The sequence below is a fragment of the Duganella sp. 1411 genome (assembly GCF_017833525.1).
Taxonomy (GTDB): Bacteria; Pseudomonadota; Gammaproteobacteria; order Burkholderiales; family Burkholderiaceae_D; genus Rugamonas.
The window spans coordinates 665,878-692,877 of the sequence record NZ_JAFICD010000003.1; the positions used below are offsets into that span (position 1 = coordinate 665,878).

Consider the following 27,000-nt stretch of genomic DNA (forward strand, 5'->3'; position numbering starts at 1 on the left):
CCCCCGATGAAACACCGCATCTTGACACTGCCCGCGTTGCTGGCCACGCTGACCGTGGGCGCCAACGCCGCCGCGTACGAGAATGAAAACGCGGTGCCGTTGACGCTCGGACTGGAAGCGGGCCAGGCGCGGGTTGAACAGATAGCCGTCAAACTCGACGGCCGCGAGGTCTCCGTTCTGACCACGCTGCGCAACGACGAAGCGCGCGCCCGGCCAATCGGCTGGTATGCCAGCACGCCGCAATTTGGCGTGCTCGGCGAGGGCGAGGAGCACCTGGACAAGTCGTTTTCCGATGTCGGCGCCAGGGCCGATGGCCGGGCGCTGACGCCGGCCGTCTACCGGCGTGGCTATTTCATGGGACGCGACATCACCCAGGAATTGTCCCGGGCCGGCCTGGCGCCGTTGCCCGACCTGCAGGCCGACGACCCCTTGCGTGCGAAACTCCCGGCCGCCTGGCTGGAGGGGCAGAAACGCCGGACCCCGTGAGCAAATCTGCGTGATGTCATAGTCCTGGCTGCGAGGATAGGTAAAGTTCATCGAAGCGCATTTCGATAGCACTCCCTAAAAATGCAAACCGGGACTACAATTAATCTCGTCGCAGTGGGCCGCTGGATGTCGACGTTCGAATACCACGCGATGTTGAACTCGGGGACGATGCAGGAAAGCTACAGCGGCACGACCCACGTGTTGTTTCCCCCGGACTTATATGCGTTTTCACGTCAGGCGCGGGCAGGGGATGTTTACGTGGAGTTCGACGTGCCGGAAGCGTGTCTGGCAATCACCGGCTGTGGCTGGGCGAAGATCATAGGTCCGCAGTCGCTTGAAGGTCGGGTTGCCGCTCGCAATGGTCGGCCGCTTCCCCAAATGCCAGCTGCCATTAATCTTCGGCACTTGGCTAGCAAGACGCTTTAATGGAGGTACTCGAATGTTGAATACTTTTTATTATTGGGCGCAGGAGGCGATCCCGGGCTTGCCGGCAGGAGTTGAGGCTCACTTGACGCCGGGAAGTGTGTCGGGGAATACCGCTGCCAGAATTGATTTCGACACGTCGGTACGCATGGGGCGCATCACGTGCTGGGACAGTGGCAACTTTTACGCTGAAATTCTCGATGCCCAGTCTGGGCAGAACCTGCTGGACCACCACGGAAAAATCGACTCCGCTGCCGGCCTCAGCTCTCTGTTGGTGGCATTCCTTGAAAAGCTGAACCCATTGCGCAGCCAGACCGCCGCGATGTAAGGCGGCGTCCTCCCGGCCCTGCACGGGGCGCCTCCGGCGTTCTTGCATGGCGCTGACGGCGTCGAACCTCACCTCCTAAAATTCCCTTGTCTTTCTGTCATTCCACCCGCGCAGGGTGTTGGCGTGCCGAAAAGTGTGGCGCGGACGGCCGCCCGCCGGAACGGCGATAATAGCTATCCCATATGTCCGCATCATAGTTAAAACAAATTGAAACTATTGGAACAATCAATTTTGCATATGGGCTAAAAAGCCTTACACTGGCGTCTCAATGATTCACAACCCCTACGAGGAAACCACAATGTCTCTGATCAATACCCAAGTAAAACCATTCAAGGCAACCGCATACGCTAACGGTAAGTTCATCGACGTGAGCGACGAATCCCTGAAGGGCAAGTGGTCCGTTCTGATGTTCTACCCGGCCGACTTCACCTTCGTGTGCCCAACCGAACTGGAAGACCTGGCCGATCACCAGCCTGAATTCGCCAAGCTGGGCGTGGACGTCTACGGCGTGTCGACCGACACCCACTTCGCGCACAAAGCATGGCACGACACCTCGGACGCGATCAAGAAAGTGAACTACCCGCTGATCGGCGACCCGACCGGCACGCTGTCGCGCAATTTCGAAGTCATGATCGAAGAAGAAGGCCTGGCGCTGCGCGGCACCTTCGTCATCAATCCAGAAGGCCAGATCAAAGTGATGGAAGTGCACGACAACGGCATCGGCCGCGACGCGTCCGAACTGCTGCGCAAAGTCAAAGCCGCGCTGTACGTCGCTTCCCACCCAGGCGAAGTGTGCCCGGCTAAATGGACCGAAGGCGCAGCGACCCTGACCCCATCGCTGGACCTGGTCGGCAAGATCTAAGTTGCACGGTTGAGCTTGAAACACGCAGCACACAAGTAGTTACCGCGATGCCGGACCGGGCGTCCGGCCCGGCATACGCCTAAATATTTGTAAAAAGGAAGAAAAATCATGTTGGATGCAAATCTCAAAGCCCAGTTGAAAACCTACCTGGAAAAAGTGGTGCAACCGATTGAGATCGTCGCATCGCTGGACGACAGCGCCAAGGCCCGCGAGATGGAGGAACTGCTCCAGGAGATCGTCCTGTTGAGCGACAAGATCACGCTGGTCAAGCGCGGCGGCGACGCCGAGCGCAAGCCGTCGTTCAGCATCAACCGCCCCGGCACCGATATCGGCGTGCGTTTCGCCGGCATCCCGATGGGCCACGAATTCACCTCGCTGGTGCTGGCGCTGCTGCAGGTCGGCGGCCACACCATCAAGTTCGACGACGCCGTCATCGAGCAGATCCGCAACCTGGACGGCGATTACGCGTTCGAAACCTTCATCTCGCTGACCTGCCACAATTGCCCGGAAGTGGTGCAGGCGCTCAACGCGATGTCGGTGATTAACCCGCGCATCAAGGTCACCACCATCGACGGCGGCGTGTTCCCGAAGGAAGTCGAAGCGCGCCAGATCATGGCGGTACCGATGATGTTCCTGAACGGCGAGCATTTCGGCCAGGGCCGCACCAACGTCGAAGAGATCTTGGCCAAGCTCGACACCAACGCCGGCGCCCGCCAGGCGGCCGAGCTGAGCAAGAAGGACGTGTTCGACGTGCTGATCGTCGGCGGCGGTCCGGCCGGCGCCGCGGCGGCCGTCTACGCCGCCCGCAAAGGCATCAAGACCGGCGTGCTGGCCGAGCGTTTCGGCGGCCAGGTGCTCGACACCCTGGCGATCGAGAACTTCATCTCGGTCAAGGAAACCGACGGTCCGAAATTCGCCGTGGCGCTGGAGCAGCACGTCAAGGAATATGACGTCGACATCATGAACACGCAGCGCGCCGCCAAGCTGGTGCCGGGCAGGCTGATCGAGGTCACCACCGCCACCGGCGCGACCTTGAAGGCCAAGTCGGTGATCCTGGCGACGGGCGCGCGCTGGCGCGAGATCAACGTGCCGGGCGAGAAGGAATACCGCAACCACGGTGTCGCCTACTGCCCGCACTGCGACGGTCCGCTGTTCAAGGGCAAGCGCGTGGCGGTGATCGGCGGCGGCAACTCCGGCGTCGAGGCGGCGATCGATTTGGCCGGCTTGGTCAAGCACGTGACGTTGATCGAGTTCGGCGCCGAGCTGCGCGCCGACGCGGTGCTGCAACGCAAGCTGCGCAGCCTGGCCAACGTCACCGTGATCACCTCGGCGGCGACCACCGAGATCCACGGCGACGGCAAGATCGTCAACGGCCTGAGCTACAACGACCGGGTGTCGGGCGAAGCCAAGAAGGTCGAGCTGGAAGGCGTGTTCGTGCAGATCGGCCTGGTGCCGAACACCGAATGGCTCAAGGGCACGCTGGCGTTGTCGCGCCACGGCGAGATCGAAGTGGACGCCCGCGGCCAGACCTCGATTCCGGGCGTGTTCGCCGCCGGCGACGTCACCACGGTGCCGTTCAAGCAGATCATCATCGCCACCGGCGAGGGCGCGAAGGCGGCGTTGTCGGCCTTCGATCACCTGATCCGTTCGGATGACGAGGAAGTGGTGGAGGAATCGGCGGACAAGCACGCGATGACCGCCTAAGCAAAGGCGGTAGTGGCCACAAAAAAAACCGGGAGCGCTCCCGGTTTTTTTTTGTACGGGGTCAAGTCTAACATTGCTACATGAGCTCGGTCTTGGCAGCCCCCCTACAGACCAGGCCGTGTAGCGATGTTAGACTTGACCCCAGGGTGGACGCCGGAGCGTTTTTGCGCCACCGTCACCCGCGAGGCGCGCTTGCGCCACCAGATGATCACGCCCGTTACGCTGAGCATGGCGACGACCACGCCCATGAACGAGATCAGGATCCGCCCCGGCAGGCCGAGGATGCGGCCCGAGTGCAGCGGGAACTGCGCCTGCAGGAAGATGTCGGCCGCCGTGCCCTTCCACGGCTGGCGCTCGCCCAGCAGGCGGCCGTCGGCGCCGTCGTAATACAGCGCGGCGGTGCCGACGCCACCGGTGCCGTGGTCGTTGCCGGGTGTGAAGAAGCTGACGCCGTAGACGCCGAACTCTTGCGAATAGAACACGGCGCCGGGCGGCTCCGCCCAGTTGCGCTTCAGCGCCTCGTTGCCGGCGCGCTCGATCACCTCGGCGTAACCCAGGCGCGGTTCGATCGGGTGGTGCCTGTCGGCCATCGGCCGGGTGTCGAACGGCGTCGGCGTCACCTGGGAGAACGTTTTCATCACTGGCGCGAACACTTCGTTGTATAAATTGAGCGAGAACGCGGTGAAGGCGAGGATGAACAGCAGAGCCCAGGTCCACAGGCTGAACGCGCGGTGCAGGTCGAAGTTGAGCTTGTTGCTGCCGCCGCGCCAGCGCACCTGCCACGCCGGTTGCCAGCGCTGCCACCACGATTTGCCGGCCGGCGCCGGTTTGTCGCCGGCGATGTCGTCGCTGGCCACCGCGCGCGCGGCGCCGCCGGCGCTACGCCGCCGCACCGGCAACGTCAGGTAGAAGCCGACGAAGCTGTCGAACATCCAGACGATGGCGATGCCGCCCATCAGCCAGATGCCCCAGCGGTCGATGCCCCACATTTCGGGAATGTGCAGCGTGTAATGCAGGCGGTACAGGAAGGAGACGAAGGTTTCCTTGGTGATCGGCCAGACGGTACCCCACTCGCGCTTGCCCAGCTCGGCGCCGCTGACGGGATCGACAAAGACCTGGTTGAAGCCCGGCTCGGCCAGTTTCTCGGTGGCGGGGTCGACCCGCGCGCTGATGCCCAGTGCGAGCGATGCGCCCGCTTCGGCGTGCAACGGGATATACGACACGCGCACCTGCGGGTAGCGCGCCTCGACCTGCCGCGCCAGGGCCAGCGACGGTTGCGCCGGGCCCGGCGTGCGGGCCTCCATCAGGTGCGGGTTGAGCACGTCGTCGAGCTCGTGATCCCACGAAATGATGGCGCCGGTGACGCCGCTGATAAACAAAAAGCCGGCGGTGAGCAGGCCGGCGTAGCGGTGAACCAAAGTCCAGAAGGCGCGCATTTCTGAGCTCCAAAAAAATTAGGGGCGAACCCCACATGCTGTTAGCGATACGCTCGCGTTACCTCTTGGGGTCGGACCCGCCGGGTCCGACCCCGCCTGGCCGTGCGGGTTGCTCCGTGCCGATCGGTCAGAAGCGGTACTTCAGCGTCACCGACGCCGTGCGCGGCGCGGCGTAGGTGATGGCGCCGTACGCGGCGAACATGCCGAAGTGTTTCTTGTCGAGCGCGTTGTTGACGTTCACTTGCACCGACAGTTGCTTGGTGATGTCGTAGCGCGCCATCAGGTTGACCAGGCTGAACGCATCCTGTTCGATCAGCCCGTTGGTGCCGGCCGGCGCGCTCGGATCGACCGTGTAGGTGCGGCCTTCCCAGTTGACGCCGCCGCCGACCGTCAGGCCGCTCAGCTGGCCCGGCACCTTGTAGGTGGTGTAGACGCGGAACAATTTGCGCGGATAGATGCTGTTGATGTCGGCGCCGGCGGCGTCCTCCGCCTTGAACTGCGTGTAGCCGACGGTGGCGTTCCAGCCGCGCGCCAGTTCGCCCGACGCCTCCAGCTCGAAGCCGGTGCTGGTGGCGCCCTCGGCGCCAACGTAGTACGCCTCCGGCGCGCTCTGCCCCGGTCGGATGACCAGGCCGGCTTCCTGCGCCAGATTGTCCTGCTTGATGCGGAACACGGCCAGCGAGGTGTTCAGGCGGCCGCCGAAATGCTCGCCCTTGACGCCGGCCTCGTAGCTCTTGCCGACCACCGGATCGAGCGTGCCGCCGGCGAAGTCCTTCTGGCTTTGCGGCTGGAAGATGTCGGTGTAGCTGGCGTAGGCCGAGTAGGTGTCGTTGAGGTCGTAGACCAAGCCGGCGTACGGCGTCACTTCCTTGTCGTACTTCATCGTGTACGGCGCGGCGTAGCTGAGGGTGACGTCCTTCTGGTAGTTGGTCAGGCGCGCGCCCAGGATCAGCTTGAGCGGCTCGGCCAGCGAGAAGCGCGCCACGCCGTACAGGCCCTCCTGCTTGGTGACGCCGCCCTCGTAGAAGGTTTGCGGGCCCCAGGCCGGGGTCGGGTAGGCGGCCGCGTTCCAGTTGTTGAAATCGCCCACGTCCGACGACTGTCCGCCGAAATCGGCGGCGCGGCTGTTGGCGTTGAACTTCTGCTTCGAATACATGTAGCCGAAGGCCGCCTCGTGCTTGCGGCCGCCCAGCTCGAACGGACCGCTGGCATGCAGGCCGGCGTCGTCCTGCTTGGTGTGGGTGACGTAGGAGCCGGAGAACGCGAACATGCCCAGGCCGGTCACGCGCTCGGGCACGCCCGACAGGTACAGCAGGTGGGAGTCGCTCTTGCGGTCGCCGTGGCTGTAGGTGGCGCGCACCTTCCAGCCGTTGTCGAAGCTGTGCTCCAGGTTGACGAAGCCGTTGTTGTACGAGGTCGGCCAGCCGGCCCATTCGGCGGCCGAGGTCTTCGAAACGGCCCAGTTGGTGTGCGAGCCGTCGGTGTACCAGTAGGGCAAGCCGCCCCACATCGGGCCCTTCGCGTCGGTCTCCTGGCGGCTGAAGCCGGCCGACAACAAGGTCTTCGGCGTCAGGTCCGCCTCGACGGTGCCGTAGATGGTCTTTTTCTTGTCGCTGGCGTAATCGATCCAGCTGTCCGCCTCCTGGTACTCGCCGACCACGCGCGCGCGCACGTTGCCGGCCTGGGTCAGCGGGGTCGACACGTCGACCAGCGCGCGGCGCTCGTTGTAGCGGCCGATGCCGATCTCGGCCGAGCCGGTCAGCTCCTTGCTGCTGGCGCGCTTGCGCACCAGGTTGATGGCGGCCGACGGGTTGCCGGCGCCGGTCATCAGGCCGGTCGCGCCGCGCACCACTTCGACGCGGTCGTAGATCGCCAGGCTGCCGGCCACTTCGCCGGAGCTCCACGGCTGCTCCCAGGTGGTCGGGATGCCGTCGATTTGCAGGTTGGTGATGTCGAAGCCGCGCGCGGTGAAGCCGGCGCGGTTGGTTTCGTACTGGTTGACCGAGACGCCGGTGACGTTGTTGATGACATCGGTGATCGACACCAGGCCCTGGTCCTCGATGCGCTGCTGGGTGACCACCGAAACCGACTGCGGCGTGTCGCGCAGGGACATGCTCAGTGGCAAAGCGGTCTTGGCGCGGCCGGTGGTGTAGGAGCCGGTGCCTTCGGTGGTGTCGCCCATCTTGTCGGCGGTGACCTCGACCTGCGGCAGGACGGCGGCGTTCTGGTCCGCGATCTGCGCCTGGGCGAGCAGGGGTAGCGCCACTCCCACGCAGAGGGCGAGTTGATTGAGTTTGAGCCGCTGAGGGGCGCGTGGGTGCGTATTCATTGATTCCTGTCGTAAGCCGAAAACGTGGGGAGGTTGGGGATTGTGATTACTGGTATTTCAAATTTGAAAAACGAATGATAACGATTCTCATTCAAAAGTCAATGGAAATCGGCGGGGAGGGCGGCGGCAGGCGGGGCGGGGGTGGGGGTCAAGTCTAACATTCATACACGTCCTGATCAGCAAAGTGCCGGGAAGTCGCGAAATGGGGGAGTTTGCCGAGCCTACTGCTGGGATCGTGTCTGAATGTTAGACTTGACCCCCGCCGTTGAATGTTAGACTTCAACCCCGCCGTTAAGCCATTACGTCACCAGATCGACGCTGGCCTGCTTGGTGCGTAAATGGATGGCGTTGCGGTGCCGCGCGCGCAGCCGCGGGTCGGTAATCAAGCGCCCCAGCGTCTCGCCGACCACCATGACCACGCCCAGCAGCGGCAGCACCAGCATCAGCCCGGCCACGCCGGCCACATAGCCGCCGATGAAGATCATCAGCACCGTGATCAGCGGGTGGATGTGCAGGCTGCGCCCCAACGTCAGCGGCATGAAGACGAAGTCGTCCAGCAGGCGTACCAAAATAAACACGCCGATCGCCAGATAGGCCACCGACGGATTGCCCGGCGCGTCGGTCGAGGCCACCATCACCACCATCACGCAGCCGAGGATGGAGCCGACGTACGGCACCCACGCCAGCACCGCCGCGATCAGCCCCAGCACCAGCGGCGACGACACGCCGATCGTCCACAGCCCCAGCGCCAGCACCGCCGTGTCGATCAAGGTCAGCCTGACCAGGCCCTGGAAGTAGCGGTGCGCGGTCTGGTCGACCTCGTGCAACAGGCACAGCGTCTTTTCAAAGAAGGCATTCGGTACCGCGCGCGCCAGGAACTTCTTGAAGCGCAGGCCGTCGCGCAGGAAGAAGAAGGTCAGGAACGGCGCCAGCAGCAGCGACGGTAGCCATGCCGCCACCGATACCAGGATCTCGGTCAGGTGCTTTTGCACGAAGGTGCCGGTGAACGAGTTGACCCGGCTGTTGACGGTGCGCGCCAGCTTGACCTGTTTGAGGATGGGGAATTCGCGCTCGAGCGACAGCATCGTCTGGCGCACGAACTCGAGCCCGCCGGTGATGTATTTGCCCAGCATGTCCTGCCACGGGTCGGACGGGCCGGAATCCCACAGCACGGCGATGAAGATGGCGGCCAGCAGCAACAGCAGGAACACGCCGCCGACCGTCATGATGGCGGCGTTGACGCTCACGCCCAGACGGACCAGGCGCTGCATCGGCGGTTGCAGGATGTAGTACAGCACGATGCCGAACAGGAAGGGGATCGCCAGGAACAGCATCTGCTGCAACAGGAACAGCAGCGCGCAGGTGGCGGCGATGATGCCGCACCAGACGACCGGCCCGGCCCGCTGTTGGGTGGGGATGAACGTCATAAGGCCTCGACGTGCGGCACGCCGGCCATCCACTCGCGCAGCCGCAGGCCGATGTGGCGCGCCAGGGCCAGCGCGATCTTGTAGCCGATGACGGCGTCCGTTTCCATCAGCCCCATGAAGTCGGCGCGGAAGAACACCGCCACTTCGCAGTTCTCCAGCGCGCGGGTCTGGGCGTTGCGCGGCGAGCTGTCCAGCAGCGCCATGTCGCCGAAGAAGGAGCCGGCCGACAGTTCGGCCACCACCTCGCGGCCGGCGCCGACCTCGCGGCTGACCAGCACCCGGCCCGACATCACCAGATACAGCGCCTGGCCTTCCTCGCCCTCGTCGAAGATGATCTCGTCGGCCAGGTAGCGGCGCTCGTGCATCAGGCCGTCGACGATCTTCAGCTCGAGCGGCGTCAGCGTGGCGAATAGCGCCGAATCCTTCAAACGCAACAAGCGCGGCGACAACGTGGGGGACCTGAAAAAGCCGAACATCGGGCAAAAACTCCAAAGTGGGGTGGGGGCGCGCATCGTTGTGGGCGACGCGCCGCGGGCGAACTGATATTGTCGCCGGTTTTACCCCGATTATTCCTTCCGCTGTGGAAATTTTTGTAAATTAAACACATTCATAGCGGCGGCGACAACACAACGGTGTGCGCCAGCGGCAGCATCGGGTCCAGATGGCTGGTCAGCACGATGCACTGGCGCGCCAGCCGCGCCGGCGCCGACAGTTGCTGGCGCAGGTAGGCGACGGCGTCGACGTCGAGACCATTGAACGGCTCGTCGATCAGCAGCAGGCGCACCGGCAGCGCCAGCGCCAGCGACAGCTGCATCTTCTTGTGCTGGCCCAGCGACAAGGTCGTCACCGGCTGGTCCAAGGTCGGCAACAGGTGGAAGGCGCGCAGCTCGGCGTCGAGCAGGGCGGCGTCGGTGGCCGGGTACAGCGCCAGGTGCAGGTCGAGGATCTCGCGCACGGTCAGCCATGGCAGTGGCGGCGTGTCGCCGCCGCAGTAGTGGCATCGCAGCCGGTAGGCCAGCGGCTGCGCGTGGATCTCGAGTTCGTCCAGCCGGAGGGTGCCGCCGTGCGGTGTCAGCGCGCCGCCGGCCAGCTTCAGCAGCGTGGTCTTGCCGGCGCCGTTCTCGCCGCGCAGCCAGGTGATGCCGGCGCCCAGTCGCAGCGAAAACTGGCGCAACAGCGGATGGCTGGCGTATTCAAACGTCAGGCGGTCGATCTGCAGCACGGGGTTCAGTTCCATAGTTCGCTTCCAATGGCGGTCAGGACAAGGATGGCGCCGATCACCAGCGCCACGCGGCCGCGCGCGCTCAGGCCGCGCAGCGCGACGACGGCGATCTGCGCGATGGCGGCGGCGCCCAGCCAGACGATGGCGACGGTGCCGCTGTAGCCGCCGGCGGCGCGGCCCAAGGTCAGCGCGGCGAACCAGGCCAGCACGCCAGCGCCCGGCACCAGCGACAGCAGCATGGCCGCGCGGAACAGGCGCTCGGCCGCGAACGGCCAGGCCAGGGCGACCGGGCGCAGCCGCGCGATCTGCTCGGCCACGGCCTTGTCGCCACGGTCGGTCAGCAGCATCAGCATCAGCGCCGCGCAGGCGCCCCACACGGCCGGCGGCACCAGCGGCGGATGCCACATCCAGACGCCGACGCTGAGGGCTGCGCCCAGCAACAGCAAGGTCTGCTGGATGCCGACGACATCGTCGGCGCGCCAGAACGGCAGCCAGAACAGCTGACGCCAAAGATACAGCGCCTTCAACGCGCGCGGTGCGCCGGGCGCATAGCTGGTGGGCGCGGGACGGGCGCGGCCGGGCTTGCGCGCGGCGGGCATGCGCGCGCGGTGCGCGAGGATCAAGGTCGACAGCAGCCACGCCAGCAGCAGCGTCAGCACCGTCAGCGCCAGCGCCTGGCGCGCGACCGGTCGCAACCAGTCGGGCCATTGATAAAACCAGATCGCCGTGGAAACCGCGAACGCCGCGGCCACCGGGCCAACGATGAAACCGGCCACCATGGCGTCGGCGCCCCATCGCAGCCTTGGACCGATCGGCAGCGGCCGGCTCCACAGCGTCACCTCGGCCGGATGCAGATGCTTGCGCAGCAGCCAGACCGGGATGGTGGCCACCAGCACCTGCGCGGCGGCCAGGCCCAGCGCTTGCGGCCACGGCAGCGTGGCGGCGAACAATCCCGGCAGCGCGATGCAGGCCAGCAGCCCGACCACCACCGGGGCGAAGCCGAGCAAAATGATTTCCAGTGAGCTGGACAGGCTGGGGATGATGCGCAGCAGCGCGTGCCGCGCCATGCGGGCGCGAAAGCGCAGATAGGGATGGAGATGGTTATGCATCGCGCGCCATCATACTCAATATTTCTGAAGCGGAAATGAATAAGGGCCCGATCAAGATCGGGCCCTTAAGGAATGTTGGCGGAGTGGACGGGACTCGAACCCGCGACCCCCGGCGTGACAGGCCGGTATTCTAACCAACTGAACTACCACTCCTAATTCGTTTTATCGTTTTCTCTGGTGGGTGCTGAGAGGGTCGAACTCCCGACCTACGCCTTGTAAGGGCGCCGCTCTACCAACTGAGCTAAGCACCCAGAAAACTTATCAGTCGTTGTTTTTAACTGCGACAACTGCTGAACGAGGCCGTATTCTACAAGCTGGTTTATCGGTTCCGCAAGGGCTTTTGTAAATAATTTAGAGAAATTGCTCGCAAGCCGGTTTCGGCGGTGGCAAGATGGCCGCGCGACTAACAATCAAAGAGACGCCATGCGCCCCGCCAGCAACGATCCCCTCGACCGCCTGTACCGCCGCGTCAGCTGGCGGCTGATGCCTTTCCTGTTCCTGTGCTACGTGGCCGCCTACCTGGACCGCGTCAACGTGGGCTTCGCCAAGTTGCAGATGCTGGCCGACCTGCGCTTCAGCGACACCGTGTACGGCATCGGCGCCGGCATCTTCTTCGTCGGCTACTTCCTGTTCGAGGTGCCGTCCAACCTGCTGATGACGCGCACCGGCGCGCGCATCTGGATCGCCCGCATCATGATCAGTTGGGGCGTGATCTCGTCGGCGATGATGTTCACCAACAGCGTCGCCAGTTTCTACGTGCTGCGGTTTTTGCTCGGCGCGGCCGAGGCGGGCTTCTTCCCCGGCATCATCCTGTACCTGACGTACTGGTATCCGGCGCACCGGCGCGCGCGCATGGTGGCGCTGTTCATGAGCGGCGTGGCGGTGGCCGGCGTGGTCGGCGGGCCGCTGTCGGGCTGGATCATGAAAACCTTCGCGGGCCAACACGGCCTGAGCGGATGGCAATGGCTGTTCCTGCTGGAGGGCGTGCCGTCGATGCTGATCGGCGTGTGGACGCTGTTCTACCTGGACGACGGCATCCGCTCGGCCAGGTGGCTCGGCGAGGACGACAAGCGACAGCTGGAGCAAGCCATCGCCGAGGATGGCAAACAGCAACGGCACATGCCGCTGGCGCAGGTGTTCAGCAACGGCAAGGTGTGGTTGCTGGCGCTGGTCTACTTCCTGTTCGTGATGGGTTTGTACGGCGTCAGTTTCTGGCTGCCGCAGCTGGTCAAGAACAGCGGCGTCGACGACGTCCTGACGATCGGCCTGCTGACGGCGATCCCGTATGTGGTCGCGGCGGTGGTGATGGTGCTGGCGGCGCGCCACTCGGACCGCAGCGGCGAGCGGCGCTGGCACGCGGCCGCCGCCGCGCTGGCCGGCGCGCTCGGCCTGATCGTCGCCACCGTCTACAGCGACAACACCGTCATCGCGATGGCGGCGCTGAGCGTGGCGACGGCCGGTATCCTGAGCACCTTCCCGATCTTCTGGAGCCTGCCGACGGCCATGCTGGGCGGCGCGGCGGCGGCGGCCGGCATCGCGCTGATCAATTCGGTTGGCAACCTGGCCGGCTTTGTCAGTCCGTACCTGGTCGGCGCCATCAAGGACGCCACCCACAGCACGGCCAACGGCATCTATCTGCTGGCGGCCAGCCTGGTGGCCGGCGCGGTGCTGGTGGTGGCGGCCGTGCGCCGGAGTTGATTACCTGGGAGGTAATCGCCGCGCCATGCCGATCTCCGGAGAATGGGTTCTGTCGATTCGACACAACCAACTAAGGAGATCGTCATGACCCATACCACCACCCCCGCACACATCGCCACCCAATACCTGGCCGTCTGGAACGAGCGCGACGCCGCCGCCCGCCGCGCGCTGGTGGCGCGCGCCTTCAGCGTCGACGCCAGCTATGTCGATCCGATGATGCGCGGCGCCGGCCACGACGGCATCGACGCCATGATCGCCGGCGCCCAGGGCCAGTTCCCCGGCTACCGTTTCGAACTGGACGGCGCGCCCGACGGCCACAACGACGTGGTACGCTTTTCGTGGACCCTGGGCCTGCCCGGCGCCGCCCCGGTGGCGCACGGCACCGACGTGGCCCGCGTGGCCGACGACGGCCGTCTGGCCAGCGTGACGGGCTTCCTCAACGCGGTGCCGGCCTGAAGCGCATATATCACCCATCGATGGAGACGCCATGAACACAGCCGCCGCGCCGGACCAGTATTTCAGCGATTTCGCGGCGGCGCTGCGTTACTGGCGCGGCAAGCGCGGCTACAGCCAGTTGCGCCTGTCGACCGAGGGCGAGATCTCCCAACGCCACATCAGCTTTCTCGAAAGCGGGCGTTCGCAGCCGAGCAAGGAGTTGATCCTCAAGCTGGGCATGGTGCTGGAGATCCCTTTGCGACAACGAAACGTCATGCTGCTGGCGGCCGGCTTCGCGCCCGCCTACCAGGAGCGCAAGCTGTCCGATCCGGAGCTGGACGCGGTGCGCCAGGCGCTCGATTTCATGCTGGCGCAGCAGGCGCCATATCCGGCGCTGGTGGTGGACCGGCTGTGGAACCTGGCGATGGCCAACGTCCCGGCGGCCGGCTTGATGCGTTGGCTGCTGGGCCTGCCGGCGGATGCGGCCGTGCCCACCGACGGCTCGCTCAACGTGCTCAAGCTGATGCTCGATCCGGCCGGCGTGCGCCGGCACTTGCATAACTGGCGCGAGGTCGCCGCCGACCTGCTGCACTGGATACAGCGCGAGGCGATGAGCGACGGCCCCGGCAGCGAGGCCACGGCGCTGTTGAACGAGTTGCTGGCGCTGCCGGGCATCGCCGACGTCGCGGGCAAGGGCGCCGCGCCCAACCTCGACCGCCGCGCGCTGCCGTTTTTGCCGGTGACGATACGCAAGGACGGCGTCGAGCTCAATTTGTTCACCACCATCGCCACCTTGGGCACGCCGCACGATGTGACGGTGCACGAGTTGCGGGTGGAATCGTTTTTCCCGGCCGACGCGGCCAGCGCCGAGTGGTTCCGGGCGCGCTATGGACTTGCGGGCTGAGCAATTTCCGTGGATACTGTATGAATTCACAGTAATTTGCCGTCGCTGGCCACCGATGGGCCGCCGGACGGCGCATGCACGGCGGATTACGCTGCGCTAATCCGCCCTACGTGTTTCCGGTGGCCATCGGCACCCCTTGGCCGTGGAGGCACGTAGGGCGGATTAGGCGGTACGCCGTAATCCGCCATCGGTGAGCCGTCGATCGCGCATGCATGTATGGCAAAAGAAGGTTTAACTTAGCGACATTTGCACATGACTGACGATTTACGGCGCATCGCCCACCTCGACATGGATGCGTTCTACGCCTCCGTGGAGCTGCTGCGCTACCCGGACCTGCGCGGCTTGCCGGTGGTCATCGGCGGCGGCCGCGACGCCCAGCCGGTGTTGCAGGAGGACGGCACGCACCGCTACGCCCGCCTGCGCGACTATGTCGGGCGCGGCGTCATCACCACCGCCACCTACGAGGCGCGCGCGCTGGGCGTGGGCTCGGCCATGGGCATGATGAAGGCGGCCAAGCTGGCGCCCGACGCCATCCTGTTGCCGGTCAACTTCGACGCCTACCGCCATTTTTCGCGGCTGTTCAAGGCCGCCGTGGCGTCGATCGCGCCCGATTTCGAGGACCGCGGCATCGACGAGATCTATATCGACCTGACCCGCGTCGAGGGCGAGACGCGCGCGCTGGCGCAGCGCATCAAGCAGGCCGTGCGCGACGCCACCGGCCTGTCGTGCTCGATCGGCATCACGCCCAACAAGCTGCTGTCGAAGATCTGCTCGGACCTGGAAAAACCCGACGGCCTGACCATCCTCGGCTTCGACGACATTCCGGCGCGCATCTGGCCGCTGGGCGTACGCAAGATCAACGGCATCGGCCCCAAGGCCACCGAGAAACTGGCGGCGCTGGGCATCGAGACCATCGGCCAACTGGCCGAGGCCGACGCCGGCCTGTTGCAGGACCACTTCGGCACCCACTACGCCGGCTGGCTGGCGGCCGCCGCGCGCGGCATCGACCACCGCGAAATCTCCACCAGCTCGGAGAGCAAGTCGATCAGCCGCGAAACCACCTTCGAGCGCGACCTGCACGCGCGCCAGGACCGTGGCGCCCTGTCCGGCATCCTGACGGCGCTGTGCGAGCGGCTGGCGGACGACCTCAAGCGCAAGGGCTATGTCAGCCGCACCATCAGCATCAAGCTGCGTTTCGACGATTTCCAGATCGTCAGCCGCAACGTCACCCTGCCGCATCCGGTGGCCGACCCGGCCGCGATCCTGCAGGCGGCGCGCGAATGCCTCAAGCGGGTGCCGCTGGAGCGGCGCCTGCGGCTGCTGGGCGTGCGCGCCAGCACGCTCGAGCCGCCGCCGCCGGAAGGGGCGGTGCACGCCCGGCGCGGCGTGCAGGGCGACCTGTTCGCATAGTTTCAATCCCACCACAATCGGCCGGGGGCCGCCGTCAGCGTGTAAAATGACGCTCCCCTGGCAATACTGAAACAAGGCAAATATCTCATGTGGTTCAAGAATCTTCAGATTTACCGTCTGCCGGCCCCTTGGGCCTATACCCCTGAACAATTGGAAGCCGCCCTCGCTCCCCACTCCTTCGTACCAGCCAGCAGCAACGAGTTGCTGCGCCAGGGGTGGGACACGCCACGCCCGAACGGCGGTCTGGTGCACGTGGTGAACAAGCAGATGCTGATTCTGCTGGGCACCGAGAAAAAGCTGCTGCCATCGACCGTCATCAACCAGGTCGCCAAGGCCCGCGCGGCCGAGATGGAAGAAGCACAAGGTTTCGCCCCCGGCAAGAAAGCCATGAAGGAATTGAAAGAGCGCGTCGCTGACGAACTGCTGCCGCGCGCCTTCTCGATCCGCAGCAACGTCTGGACCTGGATCGACCCGGTCAATGGTTGGCTGGTGGTCGACGCGGCCAGCCCGGCCAAGGCCGACGAAGTAATCAAGCTGCTGCTCAAGGCGGTCGACAAGCTGCCGCTGGAAAGCCTGCGCGTGCAGCGCTCGCCGGTGGGCGTGATGACCGAATGGCTGCAGGCCGACGACGCGCCGGCCGGTTTCACGGTCGACATGGACACCGAGCTGCGCGCCACCGGCGAAAGCAAGGCCGCCGTGCGCTATGTGCGCCACACGCTGGAGGCGGACGAGGTGCGCCGCCACATCGCCGCCGGCAAGCAGTGCACGCGCCTGGCGATGACGTGGGACAGCAAGATTTCCTTCGTGCTCACCGAATCGCTGGCGATCAAGGGCATCAAGCCGCTGGACGTGATCGCCGAAAAGGAGTCGAGCACCAAGAACGACGACGAGCGTTTCGACGGCGATTTCATGCTGATGACGGGCGAGCTGAACAAGCTCATGGCCGACGTCGTCGAGGCACTGGGCGGCGAAGCGAAGGCCTAAGGTTTTCGGCTAAAAAAATGCCGCGGCCTCGCAGGAGGTCGCGGCATTTTTTTCGTCCGCGATTTACAGCGGCTGGAACACGCCGGCCGCTTTATTTTTTTGCACGTTATCCCACGCGAAAATCTTGCCGTTCATGGCCACGTACACGCCGGGCGGCAGGGTTTGCGCCACGCCGCAGGCGAAGCCGAGGTTGAACAGCGCGTCCGAATCGGCGATCTCGTAGGGGATCATGGCGCCGGTCAGCACGATCGCGCGGTCCAGTTCGGCTGGCCCCAGCACCATGGCCGTTTGCGGCATCGTGTCGGTGCCGTGGATGATGACGATCGCCTTTTCCGGCGCGGCGCGGCACGAGGCCAGGATGCGCTCGCGGTCGGCGTCGACCATGTCGAGCGAATCCATCAGCGGCAAGGTCTCGAGCGCCACGTCGACCGTCAGGCGGCAGCGCGCCAGCAGCGCCGGCACGTGGCTGTCGGCGAAGCCCAGGGTGCCGTTCAATTCGTTGTAATGTTTGTCGAAGGTGCCGCCGGTGGCGAGGATGCGCAGGGTCATGATAAAAGCTCAAGCTAGGGAAAATGACCTGCATCATAACCCAAACCCCGCGCTGCCCGGGCGTGCAAAAAAGAGGGCGCGGCGGGCTGGAAAGTTGGGCATACTATGACTATATTGGTTTCTTTTGCCCGCCCGCACACCATGAAAGCCCTTGCTCCCGGAACCGTCATCTTTCACCGCCATCGCGGCTACGGCGTCATCACGTCGGTCAATTTGCTGACCGGCTGGATTTCCGCCCGCTTCGGCAGCGAGTCGCGCACGCTCGACCTGAACCTGTCGACCGACGAGGTGCAGTTCGCCGACGGCGAGGCGATCCTGTTCCGCCGCGCGCCGCCCGACCGCATGCCCCACGCGCGGCTGATGGCGGTGGTGCGGGCGTTGCACAAGGCTGGTTATCAAAGGCTCTATCTTTATTCCTGGCCCAAGCCGTCCGGCTTGCACTGGCGCTGGCATTTGTTCACCGGCCAGCGCGACTGGATGCAGCGCTCGTGGCGCGAGGGCTGGTACGGCTCGGGGGCCGACTACAACGTCAATCCGGTGATGGGCTGGGGCGACATGCCCGGCGCCAGCACCGAGGAACTGATCCACGCGCTGGCCAGGTTCGATCCGCAGGGGCTGGCGCAGGCGCTGGGGCGCGACGACGACCACACCGCGTGGTTCGACAGCGTGTGCGAGGCGTTGTTGCCAGGGTATATGTACAGCCTGGACATGCAGCGTCCCGACGGCGGGCCGCTGACGGACATGCCATCGGTGCCGGTGATCCCGGTGCGGGCGACTTTGCCGCCGTACGCCGGACCGGAGATCGGCTGGCCGCCCGGCTGGGCCGGCCTGTGGAACAAGGTGCACGTGATGCCGACGCCGCGCATCAACCTGACCGGATTGCCAGAAGTGCCGGAGCAGACGGATTAGCCGCGCGCGTTGGCCTTGTACTCCGGGTTGTTAATCTTGTCGCAAGTCCCGTTGGCGAAATCCACCACATTCTGGAACGCGTGCCGGAAATACAGCTCGTAACTGTCCTGTTCCACATACCCCAGGTGCGGCGTCGCCAGCACCGTCGGAATGCGCAACAGCGGCGCATCGGCCCCCAGCGGCTCCGATTCGAACACATCCACCGCCGCGCACCCCGGCCGTCCCTTGCCCAGCGCCTGCTCCAGCGCCCCCGGCTCCACCAGCTCGGCGCGGCTGGTGTTGACCAACAACGCCGTCGGCTTCATGCGCTCCAGATCGGCCGCCGTCACGATGCCGCGCGTATCCGGATGCAGCCTCAAATGCAAGCTCAACACGTCGGCCTGCTCGAAAAACGCCTCGCGCGACGCCGCCGCCGCGTGGCCGTCAGCCACCGCCTTGTCGCGGCTGGCCTGGCTGCCCCACACCAGCACCCGCATGCCGAACGCGCGCCCATAACCGGCGACCAACTGTCCAATCTTGCCGTATCCCCAAATCGCCAAGGTGCGGCCCTTGAGCACCACGCCCAGGCCGTTCAATTGCGGGTTGACCGACGCCGTCTGCCACAGCCCGTCCTTCAAATTGGCCGCGTACGGCACGATCTTGCGCGCGGCGGCCATGATCAGCGCCCACGTCAGCTCGGCCGGCGCGGTCGGCGAGCCGACGCCCTCGGCGATCGCGATGCCCAGCTCGCTCGCGGCGGCGACGTCGACGTGGCCGGCCAGCTTGCCGGTCTGCGAAATGAGCTTGAGATTCGGCAGCTTGGCCAGTAGCGCGCGGCTCAGCGCGGTGCGCTCGCGGATCAGCACCAGCGCGTCGAACGGCGCCAGCCGGATGGCCAGCTGACCCAGCCCTTTTGTTGTGTTGTTGAACACTTTAACCTCGTGTCCACGTAATAAATCGAAGCAGGCGAGATTGGCGGTTGCGTTCTGGTAATCGTCGAGAATAGCGATTTTCATGGGAGTTAGCCGATTTTATAATGAAATTCGTAGGGAAATAACAGTGTCAGAAAGAACCGGAATAGCTTACTACTTTAGTCAACCAATTCTCCTACATTTTTGATTGAATCGCGTATTGACGGGTGTACAATCGCTCAAAAATTGAACAACTCCCCACCACAACGAGTTGCGCGCCTGTGCAGATACCGGGCGCTTTCGACAAGACCGCCGTGACCCGCCGACCCATTTCGAATGGGCTTCCGAGCGCAAGCCACAAGCTGACGACGATCCTGCCGCGTAGAGACCAGCGTATGGCCAAGAATTCTTAATTGTATTGGAGGTACTATGAATCAGCCCGTCATGGGTGGCGTTGCTACACTGAACGTCCCAGCTTACATCAAACAACAAAAACTGATCAATTGGGTGGCCGAGATCGCCGCGTTGACCAAACCGGACCGCATCTACTGGTGCGACGGCTCGCAGGAAGAGTACGACCGCCTGTGCGCCGAGATGGTTGCCGCCGGCACCATGAAAAAGCTGAACCAGGAAAAGCGTCCGAATTCCTACCTCGCCTGCTCGGACCCGACCGACGTCGCCCGTGTCGAAGACCGCACCTACATCTGCTCCAACACCAAGGAAGAAGCCGGCCCGACCAACAACTGGATGGCGCCCGCCGACATGCGCGCGACGTTGAATCCGCTGTTCGACGGCTGCATGGTCGGCCGCACGATGTACGTCGTGCCGTTCTCGATGGGCCCGCTGGGTTCGCCGATCGCCCACATCGGCGTCGAACTGTCCGACTCGCCTTACGTCGCCGTCAACATGCGCATCATGACGCGCATGGGCAAGGCCGTTTATGACGTGCTGGGCACCGACGGCGAATTCGTGCCGTGCGTGCACACCGTCGGCGCGCCGCTCAAGGCCGGCCAAAAAGACGTCGCCTGGCCGTGCAACCCGACCAAGTACATCGTCCACTATCCTGAGACCCGCGAAATCTGGTCCTACGGTTCGGGCTACGGCGGCAACGCGCTGCTGGGCAAGAAATGCTTCGCGCTGCGCATCGCCTCCAACATGGGCCACCAAGACGCGGCCAAGGACGGCATGGGCTGGCTGGCCGAGCACATGCTGATCCTCGGCGTCGAATCGCCTGAAGGTAAGAAGCACTATGTCGCGGCGGCCTTCCCTTCGGCCTGCGGCAAGACCAACTTCGCCATGCTGATCCCGCCGACCAGCTTCGACGGCTGGAAAGTGACCACCATCGGCGACGACATCGCCTGGATCAAGCCGGGCGCCGACGGCCGCCTGTACGCGATCAACCCGGAAGCGGGCTACTTCGGCGTGGCCCCGGGCACCAACGAAAAGACCAACTTCAACTGCATGGCCTCGATGCGCGAGAACACCATCTTCACCAACGTCGCGCTGACCGACGACGGCGACGTCTGGTGGGAAGGCCTGACCAAGGAAGCGCCGTCGCACCTGATCGACTGGCAGGGCAAGGACTGGACGCCGGCGTCCGGCACCAAGGCCGCCCACCCGAACGCGCGCTTCACCGTCGCCGCCACGCAGAACCCGGTGATCGACGCGGCCTGGGACGATCCGGCCGGCGTGCCGATCTCGGCCTTCATCTTCGGCGGCCGCCGCTCGACCACCGTGCCGCTGGTCACCGAGGCGCGCAACTGGGTCGAAGGCGTCTACATGGCCGCGACGATGGGTTCGGAAACGACCGCCGCCGCCGCCGGCCAGATGGGCGTGGTGCGCCGCGACCCGTTCGCGATGCTGCCGTTCATGGGCTACAATATGAGCGACTACTTCCAGCACTGGCTCAACCTGGGCGAAAAGCTGGGCAAGGTCAACGCTGCCACCTTGCCGAAGATCTACTGCGTCAACTGGTTCCGCACGGACGACCAGGGCCACTTCGTCTGGCCCGGCTTCGGCGACAACATGCGCGTGCTGAAGTGGATGCTGGAACGCATCGAAGGCAGCGCCGGCGGCATCGAAAACATCTTCGGTACGACCCCGCGCTTTGGCGACCTGAAGTGGGACGGCATCCCGTTCTCGCCGGAGGAGTTCGAAACGATCACGTCGATCGACAAGGACGCCTGGCGCGAAGAGCTCAAGCTGCACGAAGAGCTGTTCACCAAGCTGGCCTACCACCTGCCGAAGGAACTGACGGCCGTGAAAGCAGCGCTCGAGCAGCGTTTAGCGTAACGTAATAGTTGTACCACGTAGGGCGGATTAGGCGGAACGCCGTAATCGGCCATGCATGAGCTGTTGACGGCTCGTGCATGGCGGATTACGCTACGCTAATCCGCCCTACGTGTTTCCTATGTCCAGCAGGCTCATCATCTTCGATTTCGACGGCACGCTGGCCGACACCTTTCCCAGCTTCGTGCGCGTGTTCGACCGGGCCGCCGACAAACACGGCTTTAAGCGCCTCGACCGCGAGCGCCAGGGCGCTTTGCGTGGATTGGATGCCCGCCAGATCATGGCGCATCACGAGATCCCGTTGTGGAAAGTGCCCGCGATCGCGCGCTTCATGCGCGTCAGCATGGCCGACGACATCGCCAACATCAAACTGTTCGCCGGCATCGACCAGGCGCTGCGCGACCTGCACGCGCAGGGCGTGGTGCTGGCCGTCGTCACCTCCAATTCGCCGGGCAATGTGCGCGCCGTCCTCGGGCCGGAGCTGCTCGCGCTGTTCACCCACGTCGAATGCGGCGCCTCGCTGTTCGGCAAAGCGGCCAAGGTGCGCAAGGTGCTGGCCGCCACCGGCATCGCGCCGCAACACGCGATGTTGATCGGCGACGAAATCCGCGACGCCAAGGCGGCCGCCGACGCCGGCGTCGACTTCGGCGCCGTGGCCTGGGGCTTCAACCATGTCGACGCGCTGATCGCCCGCCATCCCCGTCACGTGTTCCGCCAGGTTGCCGAGCTGGCCGGCGAGGCGCCGCGGCTGCGCCAGCGATGACGTGCGCGCTGCTCCGGCTGTCGCGCAAAAATGCGTTTCATGCCCAAGTTTCAACAATCCGTCTCAATCGGCGGTGTTCACCGCGCCCGTTCGCATACAGTGCATGCTCGACACTTTTTATGGATCGTCCCACATGAATCTGACCACCACCCGCATCGGCGTCGCCAGCGCGCTGCTGTTTTCCCTGCTGCTTGGTCCGGCCCGCGCTGACACGGCCGATCTCGAAGGCCGCCGCGCCGCGCTCAATAGCCTGATCGAGGAGCAGTGGGAGTACACGATGCGCAACAGCCCCGAGTGGGCGTCGCTGCTGGGCGACAAGCGCTATAACGACCAGTGGTCCGATTTTTCGCAGGCGAACATCGACGCCGATATCAAGACCAACGGCGAGTTCCTCAAGCGCTTCGAGGCGGTCGACACCAACGGCTTCCCGCTGCAGGAGCAGTTGAACCGCGAACTGATGGTGCGCCAGCTGCGCCAGAACGTCGACGGCGCCCGCTTCAAGGATTGGGAGATGCCGCTGGCGCAGAACTCCGGCATCCACATCGACGCGCCGATGATCGTTTCGGCGCTGCCGTTCGACACCGTCAAGGACTACGAGGATTACATCAAGCGCCTGCGGTCGTTGCCCAAGCTGTTCGACGAGACGCGCGCGCAGATGGAAAAGGGCGTCAACGACCAGCTGATGCCGCCGCAATTCCTGATCCCGAAGATCGTCAAGCAGTGCGAGGACGTGGCGGCGATGGCGCCGGCCAAGTCGCCGTTCGCCGAGCCGCTGAAAAAATTCCCGAAGGAGTTCTCGGCCGCCGACAAGGCGCGCCTGAGCAAGGAAGTGCTGGCGGCGGTGCGCACCCACGTCAATCCGGCGTATAAGAAGCTGGCCGTCTACACCAAGACCCAATATCTGCCGCACGGGCGCAAGGAAGTGGGCATGTGGTCGCTGCCGGAGGGCGCGCAGCGCTACGCCTTCAAGGCCAAAAATTCGACCACGACCGACATGTCGCCGGAAGAGATCCACCAACTCGGCCTGTCCGAGGTCGCCCGCATCGAGGGGCAGATGCTGGAGACGGCGCAAAAGCTCGGCTTCAAGGATCTGAAGAGCTTCAACAAGGCGCTGGCCTCCAACCCGGTCACGCATCCGAAATCGCGCCAGGAGATCATCGACCTGTATCAGAAATACACGGACCAGATGTACACCCAGTTGCCGCAGCAGTTCGGCGTGCTGCCGAAGGCCAAAGTGGAGATCATCAAGGTCGAGGAGTTCCGCGAGAAGGGCGCCTCCGCCGCCGCCTACATGCCAGGTTCGCCGGACGGCAAGCGTCCCGGCCGCGTGATGGTCAACACCGGCGAATTCAAGGACCGCTCCACCATCAGCATCGAAACGACCGCGCTGCACGAGGGCGTGCCGGGCCACCACATGCAGCTGTCGATCGCGCAGGAGATCGACGGCTTGCCGATGTTCCGCCAGCAGGGCAACTACACCGCCTACACCGAAGGCTGGGCGCTGTACTCGGAGCGTTTGGGCGAGGAGCTGGGCTTCTTCAAGGACCCCTATAGCTACTACGGCCATCTGCAGGACGAGATGCTGCGGGCGATCCGCCTGGTGGTCGACACCGGCCTGCACTACAAAAAATGGAACCGCCAGCAGGTGGTGGACTTCTTCCACGACCATTCCGGCATCGAGGAGGTCGATGTGCAGAGCGAGACCGACCGCTACATCGTCTGGCCGGGCCAGGCGCTGGGCTACAAGATCGGCCAGCTGAAGATCCTCGAGCTGCGCGACTACGCGCGCAAGGAGCTGGGCACCGGCTTCGACATCCGCAAGTTCCACGACCACGTGCTGGGCGCCGGCGCGCTGCCGATGGATGTGCTGGAAAAGCACATCAAGGATTGGGTCGGCGAGGAGAAGTTGAAGCAGACCCGCGTGACAGCCATCCAGTAATCGCAGGCGTAAAAAAAGGCGGGTCGAACGACCCGCCTTGCTATCGGTATTACTTCAGCAGCGGCACCAGATACTTACCGGTGACGCTGGCCGGGTTCTTGGCCACATCCTCCGGCGTGCCGGCGGCGATGATCTTGCCGCCGCCCGCGCCGCCTTCCGGTCCCAGGTCGACGATCCAGTCGGCCGTCTTGATCACGTCCAGATTGTGCTCGATGATGACCAGCGTGTTGCCCTGGTCGCGCAGACGGTGGATCACCTTCAGCAGCAGATCGATATCGTGGAAGTGCAGGCCGGTGGTCGGCTCGTCCAGGATGTACAGCGTGCGGCCGGTGTCGCGCTTGGACAGCTCCAGCGACAGCTTGACGCGCTGCGCCTCGCCGCCCGACAAGGTGGTCGCGCTCTGACCGAGCTTGATGTAGCCCAGGCCCACGTCCAACAGTGTATGCAGCTTGCGCGCGATCAGCGGCACCGGCTTGAAGAACTCGTGCGCGTCCTCCACCGTCATGTCGAGGATCTCGGTGATGTTCTTGCCCTTGTACTGGACTTCCAGCGTCTCGCGGTTATAGCGCTTGCCGTGGCAGACGTCGCACGGCACGTAGACGTCCGGCAGGAAGTGCATCTCGACCTTGATCACGCCGTCGCCCTGGCACGCCTCGCAGCGGCCGCCCTTGACGTTGAACGAGAACCGCCCGGCGCTGTAACCGCGCTCCTTGGCCACCGGCACCGTCGCGAACAGGTCGCGGATCGGCGTGAACAAACCGGTGTAGGTCGCCGGATTGGAACGCGGCGTGCGGCCGATCGGCGCCTGGTCGACGGCGATCACCTTGTCGAAGTGTTCCAGGCCGCTGATGGAGTCGTGCGGCGAGGGCTCGGTCTGCGATCCGTACAGGTGGCGCGACAGCGCCGGATACAGCGTATCGTTGATCAGCGACGACTTGCCAGAACCGGAAACGCCGGTCACGCAGGTCATCAGGCCGACCGGCAGGTTCAGGTTGACCTTCTTCAGATTGTTGCCGGTGGCGCCGGTGATGACCAGCTGCTTGTCCGGATCGGCGATGTGGCGCTTCTTCGGCACCGCGATCTTCATCGTGCCGTTCAAATACTGCGCCGTCAGCGACTGCTTGTTCTTCAGGATGTCCTTGAGCGTGCCCTGGGCGATGATGTCGCCGCCGTGCACGCCCGCGCCCTTGCCCATGTCGACGATGAAGTCGGCGGTGCGGATCGCGTCCTCGTCGTGCTCCACCACCAGCACGCTGTTGCCGATGTCGCGCAGGTGCTTGAGGGTCTCGATCAGGCGGTCGTTGTCGCGCTGGTGCAGGCCGATCGACGGCTCATCGAGCACGTACATCACGCCGGTCAGGCCGGAGCCGATCTGCGACGCCAGGCGGATGCGCTGCGCCTCGCCGCCGGACAGCGTATCGGCGCTGCGGTCGAGCGACAGGTAATCGAGGCCGACGTTGTTAAGGAACTGCAGGCGCGAGATGATCTCCTTGACGACGCGGTCGGCGATCTCCTTCTTCGCGCCCTTGAGCTTCAACTGCTCGAAGAACGACAGCGTATCGCGCAGCGGCTTCTCGGCGATCTCGTAGATGGCCCGTTCCTGCTTGCCGCTGCCGACCTTGACGTAGCGCGCCTCGATGCGCAGGCGCGCGCCGTCGCACGACGGGCACTTTTTCTCGTTGATGAACTTTGCCAGTTCCTCTTTCACTGCCATCGAATCGGTCTCGCGGTAGCGGCGCGCCAAATTGGTGACCACGCCCTCGAACGCGTGCTCCTTGACGACGGTGCGGCCGCGCTCATTCACGTACGTGAACGGGATCTGCGTCTTGCCCGAGCCGTGCAGGATGACTTCCTGCGCGGACTTCGGCAATTGCTCGTACGGCAGGTCCAGATCGAATTCATAGTACGCCGCCAGGTTGGACAACATCTGGAAGTAGAACTGGTTGCGGCGGTCCCACCCCTTGACCGCGCCGGAAGCCAGCGACAGGTTAGGGAAGGCGACGATGCGCTTCGGATCGAAGAACTCGATGTGACCGAGGCCGTCGCACTCCGGGCAGGCGCCCATCGGGTTATTGAACGAGAACAGGCGCGGCTCCAGTTCCTGCAGCGAGTAGCCGCAGGTGTTGCAGGCGAACTTGTTGGAGTAGACGTGCTCCGTGCCGCTGTCCATTTCCAGCGCCACGGCGCGGCCGTCGGCCAGGCGCAGCGCGGTCTCGAAGCTTTCGGCCAGGCGCTGCTTGATGTCGGCGGTCACCTTCACGCGGTCGATCACCACGTCGATGGTGTGCTTCTCGGTTTTCTTCAGCTTGGGCAGATCGTCGACTTCATAGATCTTGGCGTCGTTGGTGCCGCTCTGCACGCGGAAGCGCACGAAGCCCTGCGCCTGCATCTGTTCGAACAGGTCGGAATGCTCGCCCTTGCGGTTGGCCACCACCGGCGCCAGGATCATCAGCTTGGTGTCGGCGGGCATGGCCAGCACCGCGTCGACCATCTGCGAGACCGTCTGCGCGGCCAGCGCCTGGTCCGGATGGTTGATGCAGTAAGGCGTGCCGACGCGCGCGTACAGCAGGCGCAGATAATCGTGGATCTCGGTCACGGTGCCGACGGTCGAACGCGGATTGTGCGAGGTAGCCTTCTGCTCGATCGAAATGGCCGGCGACAGGCCCTCGATCAGATCGACGTCGGGCTTCTCCATCAGCTGCAGGAACTGGCGGGCGTAGGCCGACAGCGACTCGACATAGCGGCGCTGGCCCTCGGCGTACAACGTATCGAAAGCGAGCGACGACTTGCCCGAGCCGGACAGGCCGGTGATCACGATGAGCTTGTTGCGCGGGAGGTCGAGATTGATGTTTTTGAGGTTGTGCGTGCGTGCGCCGCGGATGCGGATCTGTTCCATTGATTTGG

The 27,000-nt window shown here is 64.6% G+C and carries 23 protein-coding genes and 2 tRNA genes; 14 read left to right on the plus strand and 11 right to left on the minus strand.

The genetic code is table 11. From position 1 onward, the window contains the following. Positions 1-6 precede the first annotated feature (6 nt). From JOD97_RS20095 to ahpF, 5 genes are all read left to right on the plus strand, one after another. Positions 7-486 (plus strand): hypothetical protein, encoded by a 480-nt coding sequence (locus tag JOD97_RS20095; RefSeq protein ID WP_209722152.1) that lies wholly within the window; start codon positions 7-9, stop codon positions 484-486. Between the two features lie 126 nt (positions 487-612). Beyond that, on the plus strand, positions 613-912 hold the full coding sequence (locus JOD97_RS20100; RefSeq protein ID WP_209722154.1) for a hypothetical protein: 300 nt from the start codon (positions 613-615) through the stop codon (positions 910-912). 13 nt (positions 913-925) lie between these two features. Beyond that, on the plus strand, positions 926-1,237 hold the full coding sequence (locus tag JOD97_RS20105; RefSeq protein ID WP_209722157.1) for a hypothetical protein: 312 nt from the start codon (positions 926-928) through the stop codon (positions 1,235-1,237). 298 nt (positions 1,238-1,535) lie between these two features. Next, complete coding sequence (gene ahpC, locus JOD97_RS20110; RefSeq protein ID WP_209722160.1) at positions 1,536-2,099, plus strand: alkyl hydroperoxide reductase subunit C; 564 nt, start codon at positions 1,536-1,538, stop codon at positions 2,097-2,099. Between the two features lie 108 nt (positions 2,100-2,207). Then, positions 2,208-3,803 (plus strand): alkyl hydroperoxide reductase subunit F, encoded by a 1,596-nt coding sequence (ahpF, locus tag JOD97_RS20115; RefSeq protein ID WP_209722163.1) that lies wholly within the window; start codon positions 2,208-2,210, stop codon positions 3,801-3,803. A gap of 104 nt (positions 3,804-3,907) precedes the next feature. Here ahpF and JOD97_RS20120 read toward each other — a convergent pair whose 3' ends face one another. The 8 genes from JOD97_RS20120 to JOD97_RS20155 all read right to left on the minus strand — a co-directional run bounded on the left by JOD97_RS20120 (position 3,908) and on the right by JOD97_RS20155 (position 11,577). Beyond that, complete coding sequence (locus JOD97_RS20120; protein ID WP_209722166.1) at positions 3,908-5,239, minus strand: PepSY domain-containing protein; 1,332 nt, start codon at positions 5,237-5,239, stop codon at positions 3,908-3,910. 127 nt (positions 5,240-5,366) lie between these two features. Continuing rightward, positions 5,367-7,568: a ferric-rhodotorulic acid/ferric-coprogen receptor FhuE gene (fhuE, locus tag JOD97_RS20125; protein WP_209722169.1), complete on the minus strand. Its 2,202-nt coding sequence runs from the start codon at positions 7,566-7,568 to the stop codon at positions 5,367-5,369. A gap of 299 nt (positions 7,569-7,867) precedes the next feature. Then, positions 7,868-8,995: an AI-2E family transporter gene (locus JOD97_RS20130; protein WP_209722172.1), complete on the minus strand. Its 1,128-nt coding sequence runs from the start codon at positions 8,993-8,995 to the stop codon at positions 7,868-7,870. Then, a complete protein-coding gene (locus JOD97_RS20135; protein ID WP_209722175.1) occupies positions 8,992-9,471 on the minus strand; it encodes a Crp/Fnr family transcriptional regulator in 480 nt (159 codons plus the stop codon). Before JOD97_RS20135 ends, JOD97_RS20130 begins: the two co-directional genes overlap by 4 nt. Before the next feature lie 131 nt (positions 9,472-9,602). After that, positions 9,603-10,232: an ATP-binding cassette domain-containing protein gene (locus JOD97_RS20140; RefSeq protein WP_209722178.1), complete on the minus strand. Its 630-nt coding sequence runs from the start codon at positions 10,230-10,232 to the stop codon at positions 9,603-9,605. After that, complete coding sequence (locus tag JOD97_RS20145; RefSeq protein ID WP_229264576.1) at positions 10,223-11,326, minus strand: hypothetical protein; 1,104 nt, start codon at positions 11,324-11,326, stop codon at positions 10,223-10,225. Before JOD97_RS20145 ends, JOD97_RS20140 begins: the two co-directional genes overlap by 10 nt. Positions 11,327-11,402: 76 nt before the next feature. Beyond that, positions 11,403-11,479, minus strand: a tRNA-Asp gene (locus JOD97_RS20150). Positions 11,480-11,501: 22 nt separating this feature from the next. Next, a tRNA-Val gene (locus tag JOD97_RS20155) sits at positions 11,502-11,577 on the minus strand. Positions 11,578-11,749: 172 nt separating this feature from the next. On the opposite strand from JOD97_RS20155, the gene JOD97_RS20160 reads away from it, so the two are divergent. The 5 genes from JOD97_RS20160 (at position 11,750) to JOD97_RS20180 (ending at position 16,757) form a co-directional block, all read left to right on the plus strand. Next, positions 11,750-13,024: an MFS transporter gene (locus tag JOD97_RS20160; protein WP_209722181.1), complete on the plus strand. Its 1,275-nt coding sequence runs from the start codon at positions 11,750-11,752 to the stop codon at positions 13,022-13,024. A gap of 84 nt (positions 13,025-13,108) precedes the next feature. Further along, positions 13,109-13,480 carry a nuclear transport factor 2 family protein gene (locus JOD97_RS20165; protein WP_229264577.1) on the plus strand — a complete coding sequence of 124 codons (372 nt, stop codon included), beginning with the start codon at positions 13,109-13,111 and terminating at the stop codon, positions 13,478-13,480. Positions 13,481-13,511: 31 nt separating this feature from the next. Then, complete coding sequence (locus JOD97_RS20170; RefSeq protein ID WP_209722187.1) at positions 13,512-14,363, plus strand: helix-turn-helix domain-containing protein; 852 nt, start codon at positions 13,512-13,514, stop codon at positions 14,361-14,363. 252 nt (positions 14,364-14,615) lie between these two features. Next, positions 14,616-15,773 (plus strand): DNA polymerase IV, encoded by a 1,158-nt coding sequence (gene dinB / locus JOD97_RS20175; RefSeq protein ID WP_209722199.1) that lies wholly within the window; start codon positions 14,616-14,618, stop codon positions 15,771-15,773. A gap of 87 nt (positions 15,774-15,860) precedes the next feature. Continuing rightward, positions 15,861-16,757, plus strand: a complete 897-nt coding sequence (locus JOD97_RS20180; RefSeq protein WP_209722202.1) for a recombination-associated protein RdgC — start codon at positions 15,861-15,863, stop codon at positions 16,755-16,757. Between the two features lie 63 nt (positions 16,758-16,820). On the opposite strand, the gene JOD97_RS20185 is transcribed toward JOD97_RS20180, so the two are convergent. Beyond that, positions 16,821-17,306 (minus strand): asparaginase domain-containing protein, encoded by a 486-nt coding sequence (locus JOD97_RS20185; RefSeq protein WP_209722205.1) that lies wholly within the window; start codon positions 17,304-17,306, stop codon positions 16,821-16,823. Between the two features lie 141 nt (positions 17,307-17,447). Between JOD97_RS20185 and JOD97_RS20190 the strand changes: the two genes are divergently transcribed. After that, the gene (locus JOD97_RS20190; protein ID WP_209722208.1) at positions 17,448-18,215 is read left to right on the plus strand and encodes an L-asparaginase; all 768 of its coding nucleotides are present in this window, start codon (positions 17,448-17,450) and stop codon (positions 18,213-18,215) included. Here JOD97_RS20190 and JOD97_RS20195 read toward each other — a convergent pair. Next, complete coding sequence (locus JOD97_RS20195; RefSeq protein ID WP_209722211.1) at positions 18,212-19,210, minus strand: D-2-hydroxyacid dehydrogenase family protein; 999 nt, start codon at positions 19,208-19,210, stop codon at positions 18,212-18,214. The two genes, JOD97_RS20190 and JOD97_RS20195, sit on opposite strands and share 4 nt — an antisense overlap. 324 nt (positions 19,211-19,534) lie before the next feature. Between JOD97_RS20195 and JOD97_RS20200 the strand changes: the two genes are divergently transcribed. The 3 genes from JOD97_RS20200 to JOD97_RS20210 all read left to right on the plus strand — a co-directional run bounded on the left by JOD97_RS20200 (position 19,535) and on the right by JOD97_RS20210 (position 24,096). Continuing rightward, complete coding sequence (locus tag JOD97_RS20200) at positions 19,535-21,397, plus strand: phosphoenolpyruvate carboxykinase (GTP) (RefSeq protein WP_209722213.1); 1,863 nt, start codon at positions 19,535-19,537, stop codon at positions 21,395-21,397. A gap of 118 nt (positions 21,398-21,515) precedes the next feature. Next, on the plus strand, positions 21,516-22,157 hold the full coding sequence (locus JOD97_RS20205) for an HAD hydrolase-like protein (protein WP_209722216.1): 642 nt from the start codon (positions 21,516-21,518) through the stop codon (positions 22,155-22,157). Positions 22,158-22,290: 133 nt separating this feature from the next. Further along, positions 22,291-24,096, plus strand: coding sequence for a DUF885 family protein (locus tag JOD97_RS20210; protein WP_209722219.1), 1,806 nt, complete (start codon positions 22,291-22,293; stop codon positions 24,094-24,096). 49 nt (positions 24,097-24,145) lie between these two features. Here JOD97_RS20210 and uvrA read toward each other — a convergent pair whose 3' ends face one another. Continuing rightward, entirely contained in the window at positions 24,146-26,992 is a 2,847-nt protein-coding gene (uvrA, locus tag JOD97_RS20215) for an excinuclease ABC subunit UvrA (RefSeq protein WP_209722223.1), read from the minus strand. Positions 26,993-27,000 lie beyond the last annotated feature (8 nt).

Bases quoted from the DNA above. Each gene is read 5' to 3' on its own strand.
- JOD97_RS20195 (WP_209722211.1), bottom strand. From the start codon at position 19,210: ATGAAAATCGCTATTCTCGACGATTACCAGAACGCAACCGCCAATCTC.
- ahpF (WP_209722163.1), top strand. From the start codon at position 2,208: ATGTTGGATGCAAATCTCAAAGCCCAGTTGAAAACCTACCTGGAAAAA.
- JOD97_RS20130 (WP_209722172.1), bottom strand. From the start codon at position 8,995: ATGACGTTCATCCCCACCCAACAGCGGGCCGGGCCGGTCGTCTGGTGC.
- JOD97_RS20205 (WP_209722216.1), top strand. From the start codon at position 21,516: ATGTCCAGCAGGCTCATCATCTTCGATTTCGACGGCACGCTGGCCGAC.
- JOD97_RS20135 (WP_209722175.1), bottom strand. From the start codon at position 9,471: ATGTTCGGCTTTTTCAGGTCCCCCACGTTGTCGCCGCGCTTGTTGCGT.
- JOD97_RS20105 (WP_209722157.1), top strand. From the start codon at position 926: ATGTTGAATACTTTTTATTATTGGGCGCAGGAGGCGATCCCGGGCTTG.
- JOD97_RS20095 (WP_209722152.1), top strand. From the start codon at position 7: ATGAAACACCGCATCTTGACACTGCCCGCGTTGCTGGCCACGCTGACC.
- JOD97_RS20140 (WP_209722178.1), bottom strand. From the start codon at position 10,232: ATGGAACTGAACCCCGTGCTGCAGATCGACCGCCTGACGTTTGAATAC.
- JOD97_RS20100 (WP_209722154.1), top strand. From the start codon at position 613: ATGTCGACGTTCGAATACCACGCGATGTTGAACTCGGGGACGATGCAG.
- JOD97_RS20200 (WP_209722213.1), top strand. From the start codon at position 19,535: ATGAATCAGCCCGTCATGGGTGGCGTTGCTACACTGAACGTCCCAGCT.
- dinB (WP_209722199.1), top strand. From the start codon at position 14,616: ATGACTGACGATTTACGGCGCATCGCCCACCTCGACATGGATGCGTTC.
- JOD97_RS20160 (WP_209722181.1), top strand. From the start codon at position 11,750: ATGCGCCCCGCCAGCAACGATCCCCTCGACCGCCTGTACCGCCGCGTC.
- JOD97_RS20180 (WP_209722202.1), top strand. From the start codon at position 15,861: ATGTGGTTCAAGAATCTTCAGATTTACCGTCTGCCGGCCCCTTGGGCC.
- JOD97_RS20185 (WP_209722205.1), bottom strand. From the start codon at position 17,306: ATGACCCTGCGCATCCTCGCCACCGGCGGCACCTTCGACAAACATTAC.
- uvrA (WP_209722223.1), bottom strand. From the start codon at position 26,992: ATGGAACAGATCCGCATCCGCGGCGCACGCACGCACAACCTCAAAAAC.
- ahpC (WP_209722160.1), top strand. From the start codon at position 1,536: ATGTCTCTGATCAATACCCAAGTAAAACCATTCAAGGCAACCGCATAC.
- fhuE (WP_209722169.1), bottom strand. From the start codon at position 7,568: ATGAATACGCACCCACGCGCCCCTCAGCGGCTCAAACTCAATCAACTC.
- JOD97_RS20190 (WP_209722208.1), top strand. From the start codon at position 17,448: ATGAAAGCCCTTGCTCCCGGAACCGTCATCTTTCACCGCCATCGCGGC.
- JOD97_RS20170 (WP_209722187.1), top strand. From the start codon at position 13,512: ATGAACACAGCCGCCGCGCCGGACCAGTATTTCAGCGATTTCGCGGCG.
- JOD97_RS20210 (WP_209722219.1), top strand. From the start codon at position 22,291: ATGAATCTGACCACCACCCGCATCGGCGTCGCCAGCGCGCTGCTGTTT.
- JOD97_RS20165 (WP_229264577.1), top strand. From the start codon at position 13,109: ATGACCCATACCACCACCCCCGCACACATCGCCACCCAATACCTGGCC.
- JOD97_RS20120 (WP_209722166.1), bottom strand. From the start codon at position 5,239: ATGCGCGCCTTCTGGACTTTGGTTCACCGCTACGCCGGCCTGCTCACC.
- JOD97_RS20145 (WP_229264576.1), bottom strand. From the start codon at position 11,326: ATGCATAACCATCTCCATCCCTATCTGCGCTTTCGCGCCCGCATGGCG.